Genomic DNA, 22,246 nt, shown 5'->3' with positions numbered 1-22,246 from the left:
ATTATTAATGTGCCGGTTTTAATAATCCATGATTGATTGTTTCTATTGATTCAATTGATAACACCGTGCATCACAGTAAAATATTTTAATGAAATCTAGAGATATTCCTAACACAAAAGGCTAAATTCTAATAGTAGAATTTAGCCTTTTGTGTTATTTATGATGAAAAGGACATTTGCCTTCAATTGGTTTGCTGTCGTCTCCTATAAAATACATTTTCCATTCTCGATGATCAGGATCCCCATAATGGCTTACATTAGGGTGCTTTGGCAGGTTGTCCCATTTCTCAACGCGCTCCCTGACCTTTTCCCGTGACATAATTCCACCCTTTGAGGTTCCTTCAAGTCCATCAAAAATTCGACGCGGCTGAAAACCAATAACTAGACTATTGCCAAGGTCCCTTGTTTTCCTCTGTTTATAGGCCGGAGCATTACCAAAGGCAAAGAATGGTTCGCCTGCAAAGGAAAATGCCCATAAATGATGATCAGAATCTTTCGGATAATCTGCAGGCCATGGCTGTGTATCTTTTTCATGTAAAAACTGAATGACATTCCAAAAATATCCACGATAGTATTCGATTGTCTTTTCTTCCATTTCAGGCTCGACGAACACAAATAGGTCATGTCTAATAAGAGGCTTGTTGTCATCAAACAATGCAATGAACTCTTCAATAGCACCGGGCAAATGATCCCAATTATCACGACTAATATATGAATAGCGGAGTTCACCTTTTTTCTCGGCAGACATTCCAAAATAGCATGGGAACTCACGATTTGTGACAACATCCCTGAAATTTCCATATTCCTTTATTACCCATTCAGGCACAAGGTCTGAATTGACCATATCCTCTTTTGTAAACAAATAACTATTGGTAACTGCCATGATTTACACCTCTACTTAGTTAGTTAGTTACCATTTACCCCTTCTATCTATTAATAAACAAGTTGGTTTTTGTCTTTATTTTTCATAGAGTACTAAAAGCCTAACTTCCTCGATCAGCCCGGACAAGTGGGGCCAGCCTATAACGCCATGTCCTCACAAAAGCTAGCGATTTCGGTCTGAGAAATAGTAAAAGCACGCTGTTTTCGCGTGCTTTCATCCTTTCAATTCATAACACCATTACCTTTGAAAGAAGCTAACTATTTTACACCCTGAATCTGTGTTCCTGCCGAACTATTATTCTTTAACAAAACTTTTAATCCTGTCCCAATATCAGATGCAAGAATATAGTTTTTGTTGATATATACTCCCCAAACATCACTTTTTTCAGGAGTGTATTGTCCGATTTGAACTGGATTTGCAGGATCAGTTATATCCACCGTATATACACCTCCCGCATAGTGTGACAAGTACAATGTATTTCCATGGACTTTAGGGTCGTGGACTGTGTTTGCGAAAGTGATACCATCTTCGACATTATCAACTAAATCAGTCTTGAACTCACTTAGCAATTTAGGGTTTGTTTTATCCTTGATATCGAAGATTCTTGTATACCCATAGGACTGTTCATAGCCTTCTTTCGTTGGATTATAAACTTCCCTCGTCTCAATCAGCACATTTCCGCCTTTAGCAAGTGTAGCCGAGTGTGCGGATCCCTGCTGGCTGGACCCGAAATCTGTGCGTCCCAGGAATTTAGGGTTTTCTGGGTTACTGATGTCAAAAATGACTGTTCCCAAATCCCACATCGAGACATAAGCATACTTTCCAGTTTCATCTATCATTGTACTATGGTTGAATACAGGCCGTACTTTCCCGTCCGGAGAATCCCAATGGTATCCGTTAAAATCGTCCGGAATTTCCTCGAGTGACCTTGGATCGAACTCCCATAGTTTTTGAGGATTTGCAGGATTGCTGACATCCACCACCTGGAAGTCTTTTTCTGCTCCATGGCTATAATAGTCCGCATAAGGATTGGCAGCAAGTACGATTGCCCGGTTTCCTTGCATGGTCAAATATAATTCATGAGTTCCTCTCGTTTTCTTTGTTACCTCATAGAATCCAAGCTTTTTTGGTTCTGCTGGGTTTGTAACGTCATAAAGCAGGAATCCGCCTTTGGAATCCAGATTTTTACTATTGAGTTGCTGCACACTGACCACAGCCAGGTCACCTTTGAACGATGGTGTATTTACACTTTGAACGATCACTTTTTCCTGCCATGTGCCAGGGATATCATTATTGGCGAACACAGTGACCTCCCGAGGATTTGCAGGGTCCTTCATATCAAATACCCTTACTCCTCCATTAAAGGGACAGCAACGTTGCTATACCCAGCCCTCTCTCCTTTTTCAATATTGACATCCCCAAGTTCGTCATGGGCAAGTGCATTGAATGGAACCGAAGAGACCGTCAAAGCACCAGCTAAAATCAGACTAGATAACAATCGTTTTTTCAAATATAAAACCTCCTCTTATGTATTGAATAACAATATAGCAAAGATAAAAACTTTAACTCAATTAAAAAACTGTAAATTTTGTAAATTCAGTTAATTAATCCTAATTTTGTAATTTACAACTAAGTCTATGGTAATTGTTTCGAAATCCGAAGTAGGTCCAATTCCACAATGTTCGAGTAATTAGTTTCCATATCTTCCAGCCTAGAAAACGCTGGTCGAAAACCAGAGATTTTAGTATGATTAAGAAATGTGATTGTAAATTATTTGTTCTCTTAAAATAGATTAAAGCGAGGATTTTATCATGAGTTTATTAAATGTAGAAAATTTAAGCCACACATTTGGGGATCGTACCCTTTTTAAAGACGTTTCCTTTCGCTTGCTGGCAGAAGATCATGTTGGTCTTGTAGGAGCGAACGGTGTCGGAAAATCGACGCTGATGAATATCATTACTGGGCAGCTGATACATGATTCCGGTAAAGTCGAATGGACTCCAGGTGTTGAGTATGGATATCTTGACCAGCATACAGTTTTGACACCCGGAAAAACAATCCGCGATGTATTGCGTGACGCGTTTCTTCCTCTTTTTAAAAAAGAAGAAGAACTTAATGAAGTGACAGCAAAAATGGCGGATGCAACACCTGATGAGCTCGAAAAGCTACTTGAACAAATGGCCGAAATCCAGGATGCATTAGATGCAGGTGGTTTCTACTCCCTTGATATGGAGGTCGAAGAAGCTGCACGGGGTCTTGGCTTGGACGCAATAGGTATAGACCGCGATGTTACCGCTTTGAGCGGCGGACAGCGTACAAAAGTTCTCCTTGCAAAGCTATTGCTTGAAAAGCCAAAGGTTCTTCTCCTTGATGAGCCGACCAACTACCTGGATGTCGAACACATCCAGTGGCTGACAAAATACTTGAAGGATTACCCTTATGCTTTTATTTTGATTTCACATGACACTGAATTCATGAACCCAGTTTCGAATGTCATTTTCCAACTGGAATTTTCAAAGCTGACACGCTATACTGCTACCTATGAAAAATTCCTGGAATTGGCCACCGAGATTAACAAGAATCAGCATATCAACGCCTATGAAAAGCAAAAGGAATTCATCAAGAAACAGGAAGACTTCATTGCAAAAAATAAAGCGCGCTACTCGACAACAGGCCGAGCAAAAAGCCGACAGAAGCAGCTTGACCGCATGGAAAGGATTGACAGGCCTGAAACAGCCGTTAAACCTTCTTTCGAGTTTAAGGAATCCCGTGCAAGCAGCCGTTATGTATTTGAAGGGACAGACTTTGAAATCGGATATACCCACCCGCTTCTTCCTAAGATGTCAGTTACAATCGAGCGTGGTGAGAAGATTGCAATTGTCGGTATGAATGGTGTCGGTAAATCGACCTTGTTAAAAACAATGCTTGGAAAAATCCCTGCTTTGAGCGGTAAAATCGAACGCGGTGACTTCCTCTTCCCTTCCTACTTCGAACAGGAAGTCAAAGCAGGAAGCATTACTCCAATTGAGGATGTCTGGAGTGAGTTCCCAGGCATGGATCAGCATCAGGTCCGTGCTGCATTGGCACGTGGCGGCCTGAAAAATGAACATATATCCCGTCCGCTGAACCAGCTTAGCGGCGGTGAGCAAGCAAAAGTTCGCCTGACAAAATTGCTTATGCATGAAAGCAACTGGCTGCTTTTCGATGAGCCTACCAATCACCTTGACATTACTGCGAAAGCGGAATTAAAACGTGCCTTGAAGGCTTATAAAGGGACGATTGTCCTTGTCAGCCACGAACCAGATTTCTATGAAGACTGGGTTACAAAAGTCTGGAATGTTGAAGAATGGGTAGAAAAATCAAACTAGAACCCTTGTGAACCTGACGGAAATTCCCCGTCAGGTTTTTCTTTTTCATGAAGTGTTAATTTGTTAAAAATAGTCATTTCTTGATATTTGTCCCTGCTTAAACACCAAATGATCCTCCGCAGCCATAATATTCGTATTAAATTTCTTCAAAAATGTATTGAGTTATCGTCATGTTATTGATAAATTTTATAGGGTACATAAAATTTATTTATAAAGGTGATAAAAAAATGAAAAAAATGATGGCATTATTAAGCTTGTTGATTATTCTTGTCCTATCGGCTTGTTCTGAGAATGGGGAAGATGGGGGACAAAAAGACTCAAAGTCTGACACCATAAAGATTGGTGCGATTCCTGACCAAAACGCCGCTGATTTGAACAGGAGCATGGAGGATTTTGCGAAGGATTTAGAAAAGAAGACAGGATTGAATGTTGAGTATGTCCCTTCTGTTGATTATTCGGCGCTTGTTACTGCATTTGAACGAGGAGAAATCCAGCTCGCATGGTTTGGCGGCCTTACTGGTGTACAGGCAAGAAACTTAGTTCCTGAAGCTGAAGCATTTGCCCAGAGACCTATCGATGAGAAGTTCAAGTCTGTATTCATTGCGAACAGTGATGTTGAGATTGATAGTCTGGAGGATTTAAAAGGAAAATCCTTTACTTTTGGCAGTGAAAGCTCAACTTCCGGCCATTAATGCCTCGATACTTTATGATGGAAGCTGGCATAAACCCGGATGAGGACCTTGATGGAAAGCCAAATTACTCCGGCTCCCATGATAAAACATATAAGCTTGTGGAATCTGGCACCTTCCAGACAGGTGCATTAAATATTTCTGTATGGGAAGCGGCTGTAAAAGAAGGAAAAGTAGATGAATCAAAGGTAAAAGTAGTTCATACAACTCCTGAGTATTATGACTACAACTGGACCTTAAACAAAATGGATGCTGACACTAAAGATAAACTTAAAGATGCGATTCTATCTATGACTCCAGCGGATAACGAAATCATGGAATTATTGCAGACTGAAAAATTTATAGAAACGAAGAATGAAAATTACCAAGCAATAGAAAAGGTCGCAAAGCAACTCAAGATCATCAAGTAGGTGGATTTCATGCAAGAAGCATTAAGCCTTAAGCAAATATCAAAAATATACGAGCGGAAGATTGCCTTATCTTCCCTCTCTTTTTCTATTAATAGAGGAGAATCAGTTGCGCTTATTGGTCCAAGTGGAGCAGGCAAAACGACATTGCTGAATTTGCTTGCAGCTATTATTTCACCAAATCAGGGTGAAGTCCTGATAGACGGCCGCCCTCTCTCTGAGCTAATGGACCAAAAGATGAGAGCCAAAAAAATCGGTATCATTCGTCAACAGTTTGACCTTGTTGGAGAGCTTCCAGTTATCCATAATGTTCTTGCTGGGAGGCTGACAGAATGGGGTATTTTTAAATCTCTTCTTTCATTGGTGATCCCTCAGGACAAAGAATATGCTATTCAGGCACTGAGGCGAGTGGGATTGACTGATAAATTGTATGAAAGAACTTCTTCCCTTTCAGGCGGGGAACAACAACGAGTAGCACTTGCAAGGCTGCTTGTCCAGAGTCCTGAAATCGTCCTGGCAGATGAGCCTGTTGCCTCACTGGATCCAGCTCGGGCGGAAGACATCCTTGGCCTATTGGTCAATATCGCATCAGAAGAGAACCAAACACTGATTGCCAGCCTGCATTCAGTCGATTACGCTAGGAAATATTTCGATAGATTGATTGCCCTTAAAGATGGTGAACTTTTCTTTGACCTCCCCGCCTCCTCTGTAACTGATGACCAGATCAATAGTCTTTACAGGCTTAAGGAGCTTTCATAATATGGCTAAAGACTGGTTAAGATTCGAACTCCATAAGCGAAAGATTCTTACACTTCTCTTATTGCTGGCTTTTATTTTGAGCCTATTTTATGTCAATTGGAATGACGATTTGATTCATAGCAAGGGGCTGGATACAGCAAAACAGATTGCGGCAGCATTCTTCACGCCTGATTTATCGGGTGACATCCTCCTTTTGGCCCTTGAGTCAAGCTGGACTACACTTTCTTATGCTTCTGCAGGTATGAGTCTGGCAATTATCATTGCCTTTTTCTATGGCATTCTCGCCGCCGGGATTGTGGTATCTGAAGGTAAAATTAAAAAGTTTATACGCCCTTTATTTAGAGGACAGCTTGGCTTCATGAGAGCCATTCATGAACTTGTTTGGGCCTGGTTATTCGTCGCCTCGATCGGACTTTCTCCTTTTGCCGCTATTTTTGCCCTGGCTATACCATACGGCGGCATTCTCGGAAGAATTTTTGCAGATATGCTAGAAGATATACCGAAGGAACCGATTAAGGCTTTGGAAGCAGCAGGAGCTTCTAAGTTACAGACCTTATGGTATGGATACTTGCCAATGGTAAGGGCAAGCATTACCAGTTATGCGATGTACCGATTTGAATGTGCGGTTCGTTCCTCTGCCATCATGAGCTTTGTGGGGATCGGTGGCCTAGGATATCAAATTCAGTTGAGTCTCGATGACCTTCATTATGATGAAGTTTGGACGTTCGTCTTCTTTTTAATCGCCCTTGTTATCATGATTGATGTCTGGAGCAATCAACTAAGAAAGAGGCTGGTACAATGAAGAAATCTAAACCTAGCTTCGTAACAGTTTCTGTTTATGCTCTATTGCTTATTATAGCTGTATCTTGGGGATCCATATTCATTGTCGAAAAAGCAAGTCTGTCTTCACTGTTTTCAGAAAAAAATCTTTTTTTACGCTAGCAAGTTCTTCAAAGGTCTTTTGGGTATTAATGAAGAAAGTCCGGCCTATCTAAATATTGAAAACTGGAAGAACGCGCTGGACCTTACGATTGAAACATTGGTCATGAGTGTGATGGCAACTGGCTTTGCTACAATTGCCGCACTCCTGACGGTTGTGCCCGCAGCTAGGAATGTTGCAGACGGGTCCCTCACTTTGGTTAAAAAATGGCATGGATGGCTCTCATTTGGTGTTGTCCGCGGAGGTTATATCTTTTCTCGGGCAGTCCCGGAGCTTGTTTGGGCAATGATCATCATCTTCATCTTTAAACCTGGCATATTGCCGGGAGCAATCGCACTTGCCCTCCATAATTTCGGGATTCTTGGCAAGCTTTTTGCAGAGGTCATCGAAGATTTGGACTCGAGGCCAGTTCGGAATCTTTCTTCATCCGGAGCAGGACGTTTTCAGATCTTTTTATATGGTGTACTGCCAGCCGCTCTTCCCCGTTTCCTGACGTATATACTTTACCGTTGGGAGGTCATCATGCGAACCACGATCGTCGTTGGTTTTGTGGGCGCAGGAGGGTTGGGACAGCAATTCAAGCTTAGCATGAGTTTTTTCCATTACACAGATATTGCACTCTTGCTATTTTTCTATCTTCTACTGGTTTTCGCAGCCGACTACATTTCAGAAAAAGCGAGAATCTTCATAAAATAAATCCGGCCAGATTGTATGGCCGGATTTTTTCTTAAGAGAAAAGAAAGTATAAATTTCAATTCGAGAAATGTCCAGCTCCAGCGCCTAGCCCCTCGAGTCGCTTGTCCCGTTTCGCCTCCTAGAAACTCCGAAACTTCAACTCCGCCGGCAGAAGCAAAAAGCGCTTCTTTGTCGGAGTCTCCAGTTTCTCCGTTTCTGGACAGTCGGCTATACATTTCAGCTTCGGTTCGCTCAGGTGAAGTCAAAGAACGACTTCACTGATCGGCCCTCCAGCGCTTGTCGGGGCTAACCAAGGCGCTTGCGCTTTTCTTATAAAATATCAATTTTGTCCAGGCCGTTTTCCAGAAAATATTTTTCATAACGTGCTTTCAGCTGGAAAAGCCGATTAATCTTTTGTTCAATTGAATCATTGATGCTGACTTCTCGTTTCAAATCAATCGTTGCGAGCTTATGGGTTAGCTGATCCCAAAAGACATCTTCCTCGTACTCATCAATAATCGCCTCCACCGTATCCTTGAGACCTTCGGAAAGATAGTAATATTCCTCTTCCTCGTCATAGTAAATTCCGTCTGCAGCCTCAAAGTCCCTTGATAGAGAGAAAATATATTGTTCAAGATCTTCTGCTTTACTCAATAGGTCCTGATTTGCCTCAGTCAGTCCTAAAGGCCAGTTTCCAAGTTGCAATAATTTTACGAGTGTCAAATATTGTTCCCTTGAAAGGTCAATTCTCATATAACCCTCCCCTTTCATATGCTTGTTTCATGTATATGAAAGAACAGTGGATGGCTTTCCTAAATAAATCGTAAATTGGGTCTTTTTTTGTTAAGAGCCCTTTATCATTCACAAACAATCCCGATTAGGAGAACCTCTTGGAATGACCAACAACGAAAAATCAAAAAATAAAACGGCAAGCCAATTATGGTAGGCTTGCCGGGTTCTATTTAAACCTAGTTACTAATTTTGATAGCTTCGCCTAATAGCTGAATGTCTTTATAAATCTCAATTTTCAGTTCCTTATCCTCGCATTGAGTGTACTCATCGAATAAACGGCCAAGTTCTTTGATAAATAACAGATGTTCTTCGACTGCAATCATACAGAGACCCCTTTACACAGAAGATGACCAGTGGCTAATGCTGCAATTCTATTTCTGTTGACCAGAATATTTACCCGTTAACAATTTTATCAAACTACCAATTTTTATATTTATATGAAGGGAGTGTCCGCTATATGACAACCAGTTTGTTTAGTGCCCAATTCTTTAAGGTAATTAATAGGGAGAGACATAAACTTTCAGGGGGTAACAGACATGTGGATTCAACGACCTTTTTTCAAATACGCAACCGGAATCATTCTCCTGCTTCTTATCATTTTTCTCTTCGGTAAGATAGACTACTTTGTTTGGCCGCTGAAAAACTTTATTATCGCCATCTTCTTTCCTGTCTTAATCTCAGGTCTTGTTTATTATATATTAAGGAAACCTGTTCAATGGTTTGGTCGATATGTGACAAAAATCGTGAGCATTGTAATTGTCTTCGTTCTGATAGCAGGATTATTTACGGGATTTATATATTTTGCTGGTTCTCAATTAGGAGCACAGGTAAGCGAAATACAGGAAAACTTTCCTCAAAGTGTAGATGAAATAACAGAAGAGTCGAAAAGAGTCATCAATGACAATCAGCTAGGATTTATTAATGCAGATGAAATCAAGCAAAGGGCTCTAAAGTATATGAGCAATATCCTACAGAGTTTGGGAGAAAATCTCATGACTGTATTTTCGGTGATTACAAGTATCGCGACTGTTCTTGTGGTTGTACCGTTTCTTGCTTTCTTCTTTTTAAAAGATGATGAAAAATTAAGGCCGTATATTTTAAAACTAATTCCTGAAGAACATGTACAGGAAGGAAATAAAATCTTACAAGATATCGATAAAACTCTTTTCACCTATGTAACTGGACAATTTATAATCGCGCTTGTCGACGGGACGCTGATGTATATAGGGTACAAGATCATCGGACTTGAATACGCCCTTATTCTTGCGATTTTCACGATGTTTTTAACAGTCGTTCCATTCCTGGGTCCAATTTTAGGTGTTATTCCAGCATTATTCGTAGCCCTCACAAGCAGTCCAATGATGATGTTGAAGGTATTGATTGTCCTGGGAGTCGTGCAGCAGCTTGAAGGGAATCTTGTCACTCCTCAGGTAATGGGGAAAAAGCTCAGCATCCACCCGATTACTGTCATTCTTCTTTTAATCGCAGCAGGTTCCTTATACGGATTTGTTGGAATACTGATCGCAATCCCACTTTACTCTGTGGTGAAAATCGTCATAAAAGATGTGTGGAAATTTTATAAACTTAGGGAAAAGAGGAACCTCTTTACCCCTGATTCGTAACAGGCCAGCATGCAAGCTGGCCTTTTTTCTTTTCAAGAATGCCACTCTCCATATGAAAAGAATAAAATTGAATAAAAATTCGTTTAATTGGACATTATATTCCAGATTTAAAAATTAGGAGGATTTGCCAATGAAACGAATTAGCTTACAGATGCTTATCCTGATTATGTCCGTCCTTTTGTTCACTGGGTGCAATACATATACGGATAAGGGCACAGAAAATTATCAGGTACATAATGAAGGAACTCAAATCCAGAAAATCAACCAGGAGTACACCACCAATTCCTATAATCAAACATTCAGGATGCATGTGGATAACAACGCGGAGGATCAGGTAACAATGCTGAATGAGGTTCAAAGCGCAACCGTCATTACCGTGCTTCGAAAAGCGTATGTTGCCGTGGTACTTGAAAATGGTGATACAGAACGTGTACCAGGTGATTTAAAAAGCAAAATTGCTCAACAGATCAAACACACCGATGAGTCAATTGCTGATGTTTATATATCATCCAATGCAGACTTTGTGGTGAGTATGACAGACTATAGGGAGCAACTTGAGAGCGGGAGACCCATCGTGGGGCTTACCGAAGACTTTAATGCTACAATAGAAGGAATTTTCCCTGACGCACGCTAAGATCCAGCCAGCTCGGAAGATAGAATAAGGGCATCGGGAAAACCCGATGCCCTTATTCTATCTAAGATGGCAATTGCGTTCCTCCGCTGCCCTCATCGTTCTTAAGCACTTCTTCAATCATCTTATCAAGCCTGATAATGCTTCTTTTTGCGCGCTCATGCTCAATTTTTCTGTAATGGTGGTTTCCGCCTTCTTCTTCGTCTTTTTCATCTGCCCATTTCACTACCTGCTGAAGTGGCGTACGGACAATATCGTTTGAAGGCAAAAAGGAGTCTGTATGGAAAAGGATTGCTAGTGAAGTGGCTTTCGCCTGCACGGGGTTTTCACCCAATCGGATCAAGAGTTTATGGGCCCTCTCCGCTCCCTTAATTGGATGGATATCATTTTTTCGGTATAGCTCATAGTCCCACTTGCCATTTTTGTACCAGGTAAAATGCCCTATATCATGCAGGAAACCTGCTTTCGCTGCCATATCTACATCCACCTTATGCTTCATGGTCAAATGGAATGCGTGGTAAGCAACAGCAATAGCATGGGCCATGCCAGAACGCTTCAAGTATTTCTGTGCGATATGATGTTCAAATATAGCCAATAGAGTTACATCCCTCATTTCTTAACCTCCTTAGCTGATGTGATACCCTCATTTTTATGAATGTTAACAGAAATCATTCAGAAATGCACTAGTTTGCTTACTGTTTTCTATAAAAATAAAGCTGGCAAAGGACTTTATTCCCCCCTTGCCAGCTTCTATTAATTCCAATTTTTCATCTTCGTGACTAAGCTCTCTTTTAACTTTACTAGAAGAGTTTTCTCACCAGCTCCTTTTTGTTTATTCCACTCATTAAAGCTGGCAACACCGATCAGGATTGAACCCCCGATCAAGAGGTAACCCCACCAGGGGAGATTTCCCCAGAATGGACGAGTTTGCAGGAACACATTAAGAAGAAGCACCCCCCGCGCCGACAAAGAAATATGCTTTAACTCTCAGCCACATACCGGCCAGCATTGAAATAAGCGACAGTGATCCAAGGATTAGCGCATCGTAGACCGTATTGCTATCCAGGCCATCCTGAATGAGGAAGATCGAAACCATAATCAATACAGCCCATTGGATATAGCTGGTGATTTGATTGCTTCTCTCTTTGAAAATTGACCGAATAAATATAGCAAGAGCCACGAACGGTAACACGTATACCTCCCTTTCCAATAATGCAGGTATAGCAAGCTGGTCCAGGGTTGCGTAATAAGGAACCAGCAGATAAGCACCGGCGATAAAAAGAATGACACTCACTCCTCTGCCGTGAACTCTGTTCTTTTGCAGCCATAATCCTGCGGATAGTAGGAGTCCATGGACAATGAGCGCCCAGAAGGTTTGACTATTCATGAAGGCCACTGAATTAATGAACAAGAATCCAACTAATGAATAAGCATCCAGGCTCTTCAGTCCAAGAATGCCTCCTTTTTCCCAGAGATTCCTATAAATTCTTCTCCCTGAAAAAACAAGGACAATTCCAGATCCTGAAAGAAAAGCCATATCCCAATACACATGAAGCTGTGTAAGGAGTATGATTTGGATTGTTCCGTAGAACATCATCACTAATGGGATCAATGCAATTAAGTCCCACTTCACTCTGTGGAGAAAAACTAATATAGCCGCTGCGTAGCCAATAGTGATTCCAAATAGCAGCCAGCTGTAGGGATATGCTGCCAGGAAGCTTGCTACTCCTGCCACCGAAATAGGAATAAGGTAATATAAAGTTCTTTTTTTGAAATTTGAGGATGACAATATCCAGAATACAGTCAATATAATACTTGTCATCAGAAAGGCATAATGGCCGGAATCTGATTCTGTAATATAACTTATACCAATCCTAATTGCTAAGAATAGCGTCGTGAACCCCGCATATAATAGAGATTTCACTTTCCATTCTTTTTTTACAAAGAAAATACTTGCAGCGTAGACAACTGTTGCAATCAAATAGCTTAAGAATGCTTCTTCCCCGTAGATGATAAAATCCACTGCCAATAATGGGGCGAGATAAACATGGGCTACCCATGAATAACCCACTGCGAGATCTCTCTGCTTTTTAAAAAGTAGAGCAGCTGCCCCCAGCAATAACCAGCCGCCTCCAGGGATGAGTACAGACTCCATCGATGCACTAAAATCCATTATCTCTTCATTAATTGAGTCTATGGATATCAGGTACCAGACAAGACTGACCACACCGGATATAAATGCAATCATTGACTCTTTCGTTACCTTGAACAGCAAAAGAGACATCCAGATCCCGCCAAACCAAATTAGCGATTCTCCGTAAATATTAGATATAGGGAATACGAATGTGTAAAACAGGCTTACTGCATAGAACCCATTGCCACCGAAAAAAGCATTTCGCGCCAGCATGGTTTCCTTTGTTTTGCGTAGGCCAACACTGACAGCCAGCAAAAGTACTCCCGCAAGCGCTAAGTTTCCCGGCATTCCGAACACATCGTTATAAAAGCTTGAGTGCATCCGTACTTCCTCACCTATTGCAGCCGCTGATAAGCCGAGTGAGATGGGTGCTGCCCATTGAGCAAATAATGGCAACATCGGCCTGCTTTCTATTTTCATCATGACATAAAAAGCAAAGCTGGTCAGCGAGAACATCAGTGCCAGCTCCCACCAGTCAAACATGGAAAAAGAAACAAAAATCATGAATAGCATAATCACCATTCCGACATCACGAGAGCTTGTCTTAATGACTTGAAGATCCTTCATCTTGACCATCCAGCCTGCAAGAATGAAGAGAATGAAACCAATGAAATACGTTGGCAATACAAGGTTTTCGAAACCAGTCCATTTTCCAATCTGCAAAACGGCTTCAAACATAGACGCTGCAAGAAATATTGGACTTAAATATTTGAAAATGATGTGTTCATTTGTATTCGCCAGATAGATAAAATTAACTGAAATGATCAGGTAAGCCGCCAAAAGAATAAAGGATGGATTTTCTGTATGAATCATCATCCCTTCAGCTGTGATGAATACAAAGGCAAGACCTGATACAAGCCCACTAGTAATTTGAAAAGCTCTCTTCAAGGCGTATTTATCATCAATAAACCTCGGTACGAACAAGAACACGAAACCAAGAAGTGCATATCCAATTACGCTTACCTCTGTGAAGCGCCAATTTTCAAGAATTTGATAAGCGCCATAGATGAACATGGCACTGAAGACAAAATGATATTCTTTCTGGCCATTAACAAAGACCATCGAAAGATAGACAACAGCTGTCACTATCAAATTAAAGCCATTGAAAACATGATTTTCATATAAGAAAAGCATTAATAAAGTAGATAGCACCAAGTTCGCCTGTGAATAGAGTGCAAGCTCCTTGGTGAACAAAGGCATCATGGCTTTCTGCTTAAGCTGATGATAGGCTGCAATCAGAAGTGTATTGAAAATAATTAAGCCAAGGTAAAAACCGTCTGTTTGTAATCCTAATGCTCTAAGCAAGTATGCTGCAGCAATGGTCGTTGTAATGTAAGTAATCCACACAAATAATCTGGAAGATAGATTTTTAGCCAGAAACGCATAAATCGGTATCAACATAAAACTGCTAATTGTTCCTAAGAGGAAACGACCTTCACCATAAAACGATAAATAAGAGCCTAGCAATTCAAACCAGCCTAATGATAAGGCGAAAATCGGCAGAAAAAGGCTGCCAAGAACTACAAAAGCAAAGGCTGTCTTATCGATTTTTATGATTTTGTAGCTAATATAGGCAATTCCGTAAAATAAAGCCGAAACAAGCGCGATTGACCCAGCCTTCATCCACGGTGTCATACTTTCCCAATTGCTTGTTGCTACGAACAAACCGCCAATCAATAGCATGATTACCCCAATATTCAAAGACCAGGAAATATTTCGCTCACGGATCTCTTCTGCTGATTTCGTTGGTTTAACCTTTATTTGGCGTGGTTTAGCCTGTTGTATGTGATTCTCCTTCACCGAAACGTTTGCTGTAGACTGATCTTTTTTGCTCTCTTGTTCAAATGCTACAGAAGCACTCTTCTTGCTGCTAGGTGCATGCTCTTTCTCTTTCCGGTCCTTTGCCAGCAAATCAAGGAAATAATCATTATGGGCTTCTGATACACTTTTGTAATCCTCTTGTGAAACATAACCTAATTCTTTTAAATGATAGAGTTCATTACGGAAAATCCTGCGTCTTTCCTCTTTAGGAGTGTGTTCCATTTTTATCCCTCAATTCCTTATTAATCCACTTTTAATCGTTTAGTGTAATTTTACACCATTTTTAAAATAATTCAACATTCAAACTAAGGAAAATCAAAATGAATTTTCGACATTTTTCTATTTCAACATTGTCCTTGCACCTATATAATAGTGTAAGTGTGTTTGCAGGTTGATCGTCTTTGATTATGTGACTTCCTTTCTTCATTTTGTTTTAATTTATAAGTTTCAGATTCAGGTCGCTCAAATCAATCTGTCGAAAAACTAATTAAAAGATTACGAGGTTAAATAAGATGGCTTATTTTTTTTGGTTAATGTATTTAGGATTTATGGGCACGACAGCAATTTGGTTTTTGATTAAGGGTAAATATAAAAACAATGTAACCAGGCTGGATTTTGTCATTTCAATCATCACTTGGTTTGGTTTATTCGGATATGTGACTGATACACAAATGCTAACCCCCATAGTATGGAAAATCGTTTTCGTTTTCAGCCTTCTTTGGGATGTAATTTTCACAATATTCTTTGCGGAGCGGTTTGCAGGAGATTTTGGACTCGAAGAAGAGGAAGAATCCATGCCGCTTGCAGCTAAACTGAGTGGATTGATATTTGTCATGCCCCTTTATTACGGGATCTACCAGTATGCATTTTAAAACGGCTTAGACCGTTTTTTTGTTCAATTTCTAAAGTTATACTAAAATATCATTATCATTTTTCAATATAATTATAATCTATTCACAGGCGAAATCAGCATGTTTTGGCGTTCACCCCTTACTCAATTAGTACCTGGTACTATTAGCAATGCATACTGTATTTCTCAGGAGGACACTCCTTATTTTTGGTTCAGGGCAATCAAAAAAAGGATAAAACCTTTTTTAGGTTCTATCCTCTTAATGGTTATGGATTTGTCGACCACATGCCTGCTGTCTTAATGAAAACTCGGCGGTTTAATTTCAATTGAGCTACCATTAACTCAGCCAAATCTTCTGGCTGCATAACTTTTTCAGGATTGCCATCTGTTAAGTTAGTATCGATGGCCAGATCCGTAGCAACAGTGCTTGGAGTAAGTGCGCTGACACGGATGTTATGCTTGCGGACTTCGAGCATTAGCGATTCCGTCAACCCGAGCACTCCGAATTTTGATGCGCTGTACGCACTTGTTATCGGAGCTCCCTTTTGTCCAGCAGTTGACGCCACATTAATTATGTCACCTGTCTTCCGCTCAATCATTCCCGGCAATACAGCATGGGTCACATAGTATGTTCCCATCAAGTTGACTTGGATGATTTTTTCCCACTCCTGTGGCTCCAAATCAAGAAAGCCGCCAAATTTCGCGATTCCGGCGTTGTTAATGAGGATATCTACGGACCCGAGCTCCTCTGTTATATGCTCAACAGCATGCTGTACAGATTCAAGATCAGATACATCCGCGACAGCACCTGAAACATTTACCCCATATTCCTCTATTTCCAATGTCACCTTCTCCAGATTGGCTAGTGTTAGCCCAATCATGCCAATATTGACTCCTTCTTTCGCCAGAGCTATAGCAGCAGCCCGGCCGATGCCTCTGCCAGCACCGGTTATCAGCGCTGTTTTCCCTTTTAATGATTCCATATGATGGCTCCTTTCAATTATGTAATGTAGTCAAGGGTTAATTATAGAAAACCTTATCACTCAAAACAAATCTTTCGACTCTTTTACAAGATGGAAAAAATAATTTCAATATTTCAGAAATACGAAAGTCATTATATAGCATTTCGCTTTGTAAGAATACATTTTCAAGCAAAAAATTAGGAAAGAAACCAAGTGACAGCATGGTCCACTTGCCCTGCCTGCAAATAACCTATTCCTTTTTCCATAAAATTAGACTATAATCTAATTAGATTATAGTCTAATTTACTCTTTTTTTGGAGGGTACTATGTTCAACACATTCAATCACGAGAAATCCTACCGTAAACTGTTCTTCGCTGGAATCATCAATGGAATCGGTGACCGTTTCAGCCAGGTCGCACTGCTGGCTTTAATTCTTCAAATGACTGGATCTGGATTGTCAGTCGGGATTACAATGGCTCTTAGGATGATTCCTTTTTTATTCTTCAGCCCACTAAGCAGCAGTCTTGCAAGAAAAGCGGGTAGAAAAACAATTATGATTGTTACGGATCTTGCCAGAGCGGTTATAGCTTTGAGTTTTCTAGCCGTCAATAATCCCGCGGATATGTGGATTGTTTATGCCGCATCCTTCCTGCTGGCCTCAGGAGAAGCCATCTACTCACCGATCAGAAAAACTAGCATCCCGGCCATTGTTTCGTCTAAATCGTTAAAAGAAATCAATGGATGGGAACAGGTATTGATGGGATTCGTGTTAGTTATTGGAGCATTAAGCGGTGGGGTTGTCTCATACCTTCTAGGAGCGAAAGCAGCCTTTCTGCTTAATATCGTATCATTCCTTGTTGCTGGCTGGATTATTTCGACCTTACCTTCCCTCGAGGGAGAGATAGTAAATGAACCAATCAATAAACCAAATCATGAAAAGTACAGTGAACTACTGCCTGTAATTGCTGCTTCATCATTCCTGTTAATGTTGATGCTGTTCGAGCTTATTATCCCGCTGGTTAATGGGATTGAGAATATATTAATAAGCGTGTATGCCGTCAAAACGTTTGGAAAAGCAGACCTTGGAGTCGGCATCTTTTATAGTGTTCTTGGTCTGGGATTAATAATCAGCCCATTATTTACCCGGATGGTCAAAAAGAGATTTCTATTATTTTCTTTCCTATGTATCATAGGAGAAGGATTGTTCTTAGCCACCGTAAGTCAAACCAAAGCCTTCTGGCTGGCAGCTGTTCTTTTTTGCATGACAGCAGTTTTCAGCGGAGTTGGCAATACACTTCTTGACACAGTAGCCATGGATACAATACCTTCCAAATGGCACGGAATGTACTTTGGCATTACAAGTATGTTGTCAAACACTTTCATTGGAGTTTCTATGTTCTTAACCGGTATTGCCCTCGAATGGTTCGACCCAAGATTCGTGGGTATGTTTGGCGGAGTCATGTATTTAGCAGCCGGAACCTTTTTCTTACTATGGTCCCTGAAATATAGTGTTGCTCAAGAAAAAAGGAAATTAATAGAAAAAGCGATGTAATAAAATCAAAAAGCTCCATCGTTTAGATGACGATGGAGCTTTTTGATTACAAGATTTATATTCTTTCTTCTCATTCATTGTTCTCACAAACTTCAATCCTGTTACGGCCGTTTAGCTTAGCTTTGTATAATGCGCGGTCTGCGAATTCCAGTATCAGCATCAGTTCCATTGGATTCCTAGGCTTGACACATGATAGACCAATACTGATTGTTACGTTTTCACTCACATTGGAGTTTTGGTGTTCAATATTCATTGCCTGGATCATTGACTGAAAATCCGCAGCTAATTGTGTTGCTTTTTGTGCATCGGCATTGGGCAGGACAACAGCGAATTCTTCGCCCCCATATCTTGCAGCAAAATACCCTTTTTCATGGAAAAAACCTTCAAGCTCACGGGCAACTGTTTTCAAGCATTCATCCCCCTGGATATGCCCATAAGTATCATTATATTTTTTAAAGTCGTCGATATCCAGAAGGAGCAAGGAGATTGGTGATTTGTGCTTGCAAGCGAATTCCCATTCAGTCTTAAGGAACTCATCGAACGCCCTGCGGTTATAGATTTCGGTCAGTCCATCAAGTGACGAAAGCTTCCTCAGAAGTGAATTACTTTCTCTTAACTGATTTTCAATCGTCCTTCTTGCCGTTACATCTCTCGTGGCGAACATCATTCCAGAAGCCTTGCCTGATTTATCTTTCACAGGACTGACGGTCGTTTCAGCCCATATATAGTCACCGTTTTTGTGCAGCATCCTGTAGCTATATGTTACTATCCCACTCAATTCCTTAGGATTCCCATATTGCTCAAGCAAAATCTGCCGATCTTCAGGGTGTATTTTACTGTAAAGATTTGTACCAATCAATTCATCGTTTCGATACCCCAGAATTATTTTGCTCGAAGGAGATATATAAAGAATCATTCCATCACTCGAAAGCCTTCCAATCATATCCGATGAGTTTTCGGCGATAAAGCGATATTGCTCTTCACTTTCACGTAAAGCTCTTTCCATGCTTTTACGCTTTGTAATTTCCTTAATAACAGTTAAAACAGCATTTTCTCCCTGATACGCAATCAAAGATGAAGATACTTCAATATCGATTATTGTATCTCCTTTTTTAAGCTGTTCTTCAAAACTAATTACAGACTTTTGACTAAAATCACTTTTAAAAGCTATATTCGGATGCTCACTGAAAAAAGTCCTCACAGGTTTACCTATTACCTCGTTTAATTTTGCACCAAATAAAGCCTCAGTGTGTGGATTGGCATAAGCAATCTTATCAAATTGCGAGAGAATGATTGCATTTGGAGAAAGTTCAACAAGAGTCCTAAACTGTTCCTCACTTTCTTTGAGCTGTTGGGACAGCATTTCCACTTCAGTAAGGTCAGTATAGACAGCAAGGTAATTCACCAGCTCGCATTTTTTGTTCAAAATTGAAAAGATATTCACCTTCATTAAATAATGACTGCCATCTTTACGTTTGTTCCATAACTCTCCTTCCCAGCATCCCCTGGTCAAAAGAGAGTCCCACATTCTCTTGTAAAAAATCGGAGTGTAGCTATGCGATTTCCATATTCGAGGATTTCTGCCAATGACATTTTCCTTAAAATAGCCTGTCAATCGAGTAAAAGAATTACTTACAGTCTGGATCATGCCATCTGGAGTAGTGATGACAATTCCTTTATTGGCACTAAGAATAAGCGTTCCGCTCTCTTCAGGATAATCGGTATGAAATGTCGTGGGTGTTATGAAGCGAAGAGAGGTTTTGATTGCCGATTCTCCATTAACTAACGTGTTTTCAGAACTAACCTGTAAATCCATAGGAATTCCATTAATGATTAAGCCCATTATACTAGCTTGCGGTACCGTTCCTTTTTCAATCGCAGCGATTCTGGATGTGATTGTTTCTTGGTTAGAGCTTGATAAAAAGAAAAAAATTGATTTTCCTATTAATTCACTTGGATGTTCGTATCCAAGCAGCTGAGTGCCGCCTTCATCAACAGATAGGATGATTGAGTTTTTATGTATGCAAACAAAATAGGGTGACAAATTGTTGGCAGCTGATTCATCATTGACTATTGTCGGACTCCATCTTTGCTTTAACGTCATTTTACTTCTCCTTGCATAAGCAAATTGATACCATAATCATTCTACTTCTGTTGAAATGGATATTCAACAAAAGAATTAGAATAATTATCATTTAGTTTATAGATTTATAACCTTCAATTTAATATATCAGATTGATAGCAATCGATATCTAAGTGTTAACAAAAGCTATCACACTGGGTCAACTTCTGTCGAAATGCCTGAAATAAAGCGGTTTAAATGCTTACCGATCTGTCTGATTGTCGAATTTCCTGATTCGGGTTCTGAAAGTCCATCAATCAAGACAACAATTAAAGCATGCTTCTTACCGTATGTTATAATACCGCAATCGTGTTCGACACCGGGAAGTTCTCCTGTCTTATTTCCGATTTTCAGAAGAGCATTATCCATATAAAATGGCAGTTTTTCTTTGAATTGTTGTTGCAGAAGAAACGAGTAGAACATGTGTCTCGAGTATTCATTTAAAGATCTTCCAGCAACAGCTTCTTTCAGGCATAATGCGATATCCGATGCGGATGTAAAATTATCCTTTCCTAAACGAATGGCATCGAAATCCAGCATTTTACGCTCCAGTTTTGAGTTGTTCATTCCGATCATAGCTATAGTTGAATTAATTGAATTTATCCCTATCAAATCAATTAATAGATTCGTAGCCGAATTATCTGACACAATGATCATAAGGGCCAACAAATCCTCTAATGGCAGGTGGGGTACTTTCATAGCCTGAAGAACACCCGTGTCTCCAGTTTTGTCAATCTCTCGAATGGTTACGGGTCTGTCTTTTTGCAGCTTACCTGTTTCAATTTGTCTCAAACCCTCTAATAAGATCGGAAGTTTGATCAGACTGGCAGACTGGTAAACCAGATGGCTGTTAAATTCAATAATTTCACCTTCAATTTCCAAAAATAAACTCGCCCGGCCCTTACACCCAGCGAGTTCCTTCGATAGTCTAGCTTTTAATTCTTCTAATTTCATGGCTATTCTGTTCCTTATCTGATATTGACAAGCATTTTATTTTTATCATTTCCTTCTAAATGTTCACCATATAAATGACAGGCAACATAATGGTCTTTGTCGATCTCCTGCCAGACAGGTTTCTTTTGGGCACAGATGTCCATTGCGTGCTGGCATCTCGTCCTGAAGACACAGCCGCTCGGTGGATCCATCGGGCTTGGCAGTTCTCCCTGAAGGATGATTCGCTCACGCTTATCCTCTACATCTGGATCCGGGATCGGGATGGCAGACAGCAGTGCCTGAGTATATGGATGCAGCGGGTTATTGTAAAGCTGGCTACTCGCCGTGAGCTCGACAATATGGCCGAGGTACATGACACCAATCCTTTTGCTGATTTGCTTAACCATGGAAAGGTCATGAGCAATGAACAGATAAGTCAATCCCTTTTCTTTTTGGAGCCGTTTCAGCAGGTTGACGACCTGTGCCTGGACTGATACATCAAGTGCAGAAATTGGTTCATCCGCTATGATAAAATCTGGATCAAGAGCAAGCGCCCTTGCAATTCCTATTCTTTGACGCTGCCCGCCACTGAACTCGTGTGGATAACGGTTCGCATGGTCACGATTCAACCCTACATCTTCCAGAAGCTGATAAATTTTCTCCAGGCGTTCTTTTTTGTTTGGAAACAATCCATGGACTTCCATTGGTTCAGATATGATTTCCTTTACCGTAGAACGCGGGTTTAAGGAGGCATATGGATCCTGGAAAATCATCTGCATCTGCTTATGGAACTGAAATTTTTCTTTTTCTGAAAGCGAATGCACGTCTTTGCCGTTAAAAACAACTTCTCCATCTGTCCGGTCATAAAGTCCAATCATGGTTCTGCCGGCTGTGGATTTTCCGCATCCAGATTCCCCAACAAGGCCAAAGGTCTCGCCTTTATAAATATCGAATGAAATGCCATCTACTGCTTTAAGGATTTCATTTTTACCCATAGTGAAATGCTTCTTTAAATCTCTTACACTTAATAAAACTTCATTTTCCAT

At 40.5% G+C, this 22,246-nt stretch carries 21 protein-coding genes and 1 pseudogene; 9 read left to right on the top strand and 13 right to left on the bottom strand.

The genetic code is table 11. The features are described from left to right. Window positions 1–153: 153 nt before the first annotated feature. From LC048_RS09440 to LC048_RS09430, 3 genes are all read right to left on the bottom strand, one after another. Window positions 154–882, bottom strand: coding sequence for a YqcI/YcgG family protein (locus tag LC048_RS09440; RefSeq protein WP_306050074.1), 729 nt, complete (start codon window positions 880–882; stop codon window positions 154–156). A 257-nt stretch (window positions 883–1,139) separates the two neighbouring features. Continuing rightward, complete coding sequence (locus tag LC048_RS09435) at window positions 1,140–2,219, bottom strand: LVIVD repeat-containing protein (RefSeq protein ID WP_371932018.1); 1,080 nt, start codon at window positions 2,217–2,219, stop codon at window positions 1,140–1,142. 11 nt (window positions 2,220–2,230) lie between these two features. After that, window positions 2,231–2,392 (bottom strand): hypothetical protein, encoded by a 162-nt coding sequence (locus LC048_RS09430; RefSeq protein ID WP_306050072.1) that lies wholly within the window; start codon window positions 2,390–2,392, stop codon window positions 2,231–2,233. Window positions 2,393–2,693: 301 nt separating this feature from the next. On the opposite strand from LC048_RS09430, the gene LC048_RS09425 reads away from it, so the two are divergent. From LC048_RS09425 to LC048_RS09405, 5 genes and pseudogenes are all read left to right on the top strand, one after another. Beyond that, the gene (locus tag LC048_RS09425) at window positions 2,694–4,250 is read left to right on the top strand and encodes an ABC-F family ATP-binding cassette domain-containing protein (protein ID WP_306050070.1); all 1,557 of its coding nucleotides are present in this window, start codon (window positions 2,694–2,696) and stop codon (window positions 4,248–4,250) included. A gap of 170 nt (window positions 4,251–4,420) precedes the next feature. Beyond that, window positions 4,421–5,349, top strand: a pseudogene (locus LC048_RS09420) (putative selenate ABC transporter substrate-binding protein). A 9-nt stretch (window positions 5,350–5,358) separates the two neighbouring features. After that, the gene (locus tag LC048_RS09415) at window positions 5,359–6,105 is read left to right on the top strand and encodes a phosphonate ABC transporter ATP-binding protein (RefSeq protein ID WP_226600834.1); all 747 of its coding nucleotides are present in this window, start codon (window positions 5,359–5,361) and stop codon (window positions 6,103–6,105) included. Window position 6,106: 1 nt separating this feature from the next. After that, window positions 6,107–6,907: a PhnE/PtxC family ABC transporter permease gene (locus LC048_RS09410; RefSeq protein ID WP_226600833.1), complete on the top strand. Its 801-nt coding sequence runs from the start codon at window positions 6,107–6,109 to the stop codon at window positions 6,905–6,907. A gap of 81 nt (window positions 6,908–6,988) precedes the next feature. After that, the gene (locus LC048_RS09405; protein WP_306050068.1) at window positions 6,989–7,741 is read left to right on the top strand and encodes a PhnE/PtxC family ABC transporter permease; all 753 of its coding nucleotides are present in this window, start codon (window positions 6,989–6,991) and stop codon (window positions 7,739–7,741) included. Here the strand turns inward: LC048_RS09405 and LC048_RS09400 are convergent. From LC048_RS09400 to LC048_RS09390, 3 genes are all read right to left on the bottom strand, one after another. Then, window positions 7,705–7,986 carry a hypothetical protein gene (locus LC048_RS09400; protein WP_226600831.1) on the bottom strand — a complete coding sequence of 94 codons (282 nt, stop codon included), beginning with the start codon at window positions 7,984–7,986 and terminating at the stop codon, window positions 7,705–7,707. The two genes, LC048_RS09405 and LC048_RS09400, sit on opposite strands and share 37 nt — an antisense overlap. A gap of 64 nt (window positions 7,987–8,050) precedes the next feature. Further along, window positions 8,051–8,473 carry a hypothetical protein gene (locus tag LC048_RS09395; protein WP_226600830.1) on the bottom strand — a complete coding sequence of 141 codons (423 nt, stop codon included), beginning with the start codon at window positions 8,471–8,473 and terminating at the stop codon, window positions 8,051–8,053. 215 nt (window positions 8,474–8,688) lie between these two features. Beyond that, window positions 8,689–8,835 (bottom strand): hypothetical protein, encoded by a 147-nt coding sequence (locus LC048_RS09390; RefSeq protein WP_226600829.1) that lies wholly within the window; start codon window positions 8,833–8,835, stop codon window positions 8,689–8,691. A gap of 213 nt (window positions 8,836–9,048) precedes the next feature. Here LC048_RS09390 and LC048_RS09385 point away from each other — a divergent pair, with 213 nt between their 5' ends. Together LC048_RS09385 and LC048_RS09380 are read left to right on the top strand one after the other, a co-directional pair. Further along, entirely contained in the window at window positions 9,049–10,134 is a 1,086-nt protein-coding gene (locus LC048_RS09385) for an AI-2E family transporter (RefSeq protein ID WP_226600828.1), read from the top strand. A 130-nt stretch (window positions 10,135–10,264) separates the two neighbouring features. Continuing rightward, entirely contained in the window at window positions 10,265–10,768 is a 504-nt protein-coding gene (locus LC048_RS09380; protein WP_226600827.1) for a YhcN/YlaJ family sporulation lipoprotein, read from the top strand. A 61-nt stretch (window positions 10,769–10,829) separates the two neighbouring features. On the opposite strand, the gene LC048_RS09375 is transcribed toward LC048_RS09380, so the two are convergent. The 3 genes from LC048_RS09375 to LC048_RS09365 all read right to left on the bottom strand — a co-directional run bounded on the left by LC048_RS09375 (window position 10,830) and on the right by LC048_RS09365 (window position 15,002). Next, the gene (locus LC048_RS09375; RefSeq protein ID WP_306050064.1) at window positions 10,830–11,378 is read right to left on the bottom strand and encodes an HD domain-containing protein; all 549 of its coding nucleotides are present in this window, start codon (window positions 11,376–11,378) and stop codon (window positions 10,830–10,832) included. A 140-nt stretch (window positions 11,379–11,518) separates the two neighbouring features. Further along, window positions 11,519–11,650: a hypothetical protein gene (locus LC048_RS09370; protein WP_306050062.1), complete on the bottom strand. Its 132-nt coding sequence runs from the start codon at window positions 11,648–11,650 to the stop codon at window positions 11,519–11,521. Window positions 11,651–11,705: 55 nt separating this feature from the next. Beyond that, the gene (locus LC048_RS09365; protein WP_306050060.1) at window positions 11,706–15,002 is read right to left on the bottom strand and encodes a hypothetical protein; all 3,297 of its coding nucleotides are present in this window, start codon (window positions 15,000–15,002) and stop codon (window positions 11,706–11,708) included. Between the two features lie 290 nt (window positions 15,003–15,292). Here LC048_RS09365 and LC048_RS09360 point away from each other — a divergent pair, with 290 nt between their 5' ends. Beyond that, a complete protein-coding gene (locus LC048_RS09360) occupies window positions 15,293–15,652 on the top strand; it encodes a hypothetical protein (RefSeq protein ID WP_306050058.1) in 360 nt (119 codons plus the stop codon). Between the two features lie 244 nt (window positions 15,653–15,896). Here the strand turns inward: LC048_RS09360 and LC048_RS09355 are convergent, their stop codons facing one another. Beyond that, window positions 15,897–16,613 carry a 3-ketoacyl-ACP reductase gene (locus tag LC048_RS09355; RefSeq protein WP_226600823.1) on the bottom strand — a complete coding sequence of 239 codons (717 nt, stop codon included), beginning with the start codon at window positions 16,611–16,613 and terminating at the stop codon, window positions 15,897–15,899. A 305-nt stretch (window positions 16,614–16,918) separates the two neighbouring features. Here LC048_RS09355 and LC048_RS09350 point away from each other — a divergent pair, with 305 nt between their 5' ends. Beyond that, window positions 16,919–18,145, top strand: a complete 1,227-nt coding sequence (locus LC048_RS09350; protein ID WP_226600822.1) for an MFS transporter — start codon at window positions 16,919–16,921, stop codon at window positions 18,143–18,145. Between the two features lie 70 nt (window positions 18,146–18,215). Here the strand turns inward: LC048_RS09350 and LC048_RS09345 are convergent, their stop codons facing one another. The 3 genes from LC048_RS09345 to LC048_RS09335 form a co-directional block, all read right to left on the bottom strand. Then, window positions 18,216–20,249, bottom strand: a complete 2,034-nt coding sequence (locus LC048_RS09345; RefSeq protein ID WP_226600821.1) for a sensor domain-containing diguanylate cyclase — start codon at window positions 20,247–20,249, stop codon at window positions 18,216–18,218. Between the two features lie 168 nt (window positions 20,250–20,417). Next, complete coding sequence (locus LC048_RS09340) at window positions 20,418–21,221, bottom strand: serine hydrolase (protein ID WP_226600820.1); 804 nt, start codon at window positions 21,219–21,221, stop codon at window positions 20,418–20,420. Window positions 21,222–21,235: 14 nt separating this feature from the next. Beyond that, window positions 21,236–22,246, bottom strand: a complete 1,011-nt coding sequence (locus LC048_RS09335; RefSeq protein ID WP_226600819.1) for an ABC transporter ATP-binding protein — start codon at window positions 22,244–22,246, stop codon at window positions 21,236–21,238.

This window comes from Mesobacillus subterraneus, assembly GCF_020524355.2.
In the GTDB taxonomy this organism is placed as follows: Bacteria; Bacillota; Bacilli; order Bacillales; family Cytobacillaceae; genus Mesobacillus; species Mesobacillus subterraneus_C.
The sequence above is the reverse complement of the archived record's forward strand: the minus strand, read 5'-3'. Positions and strand labels throughout refer to the sequence as shown.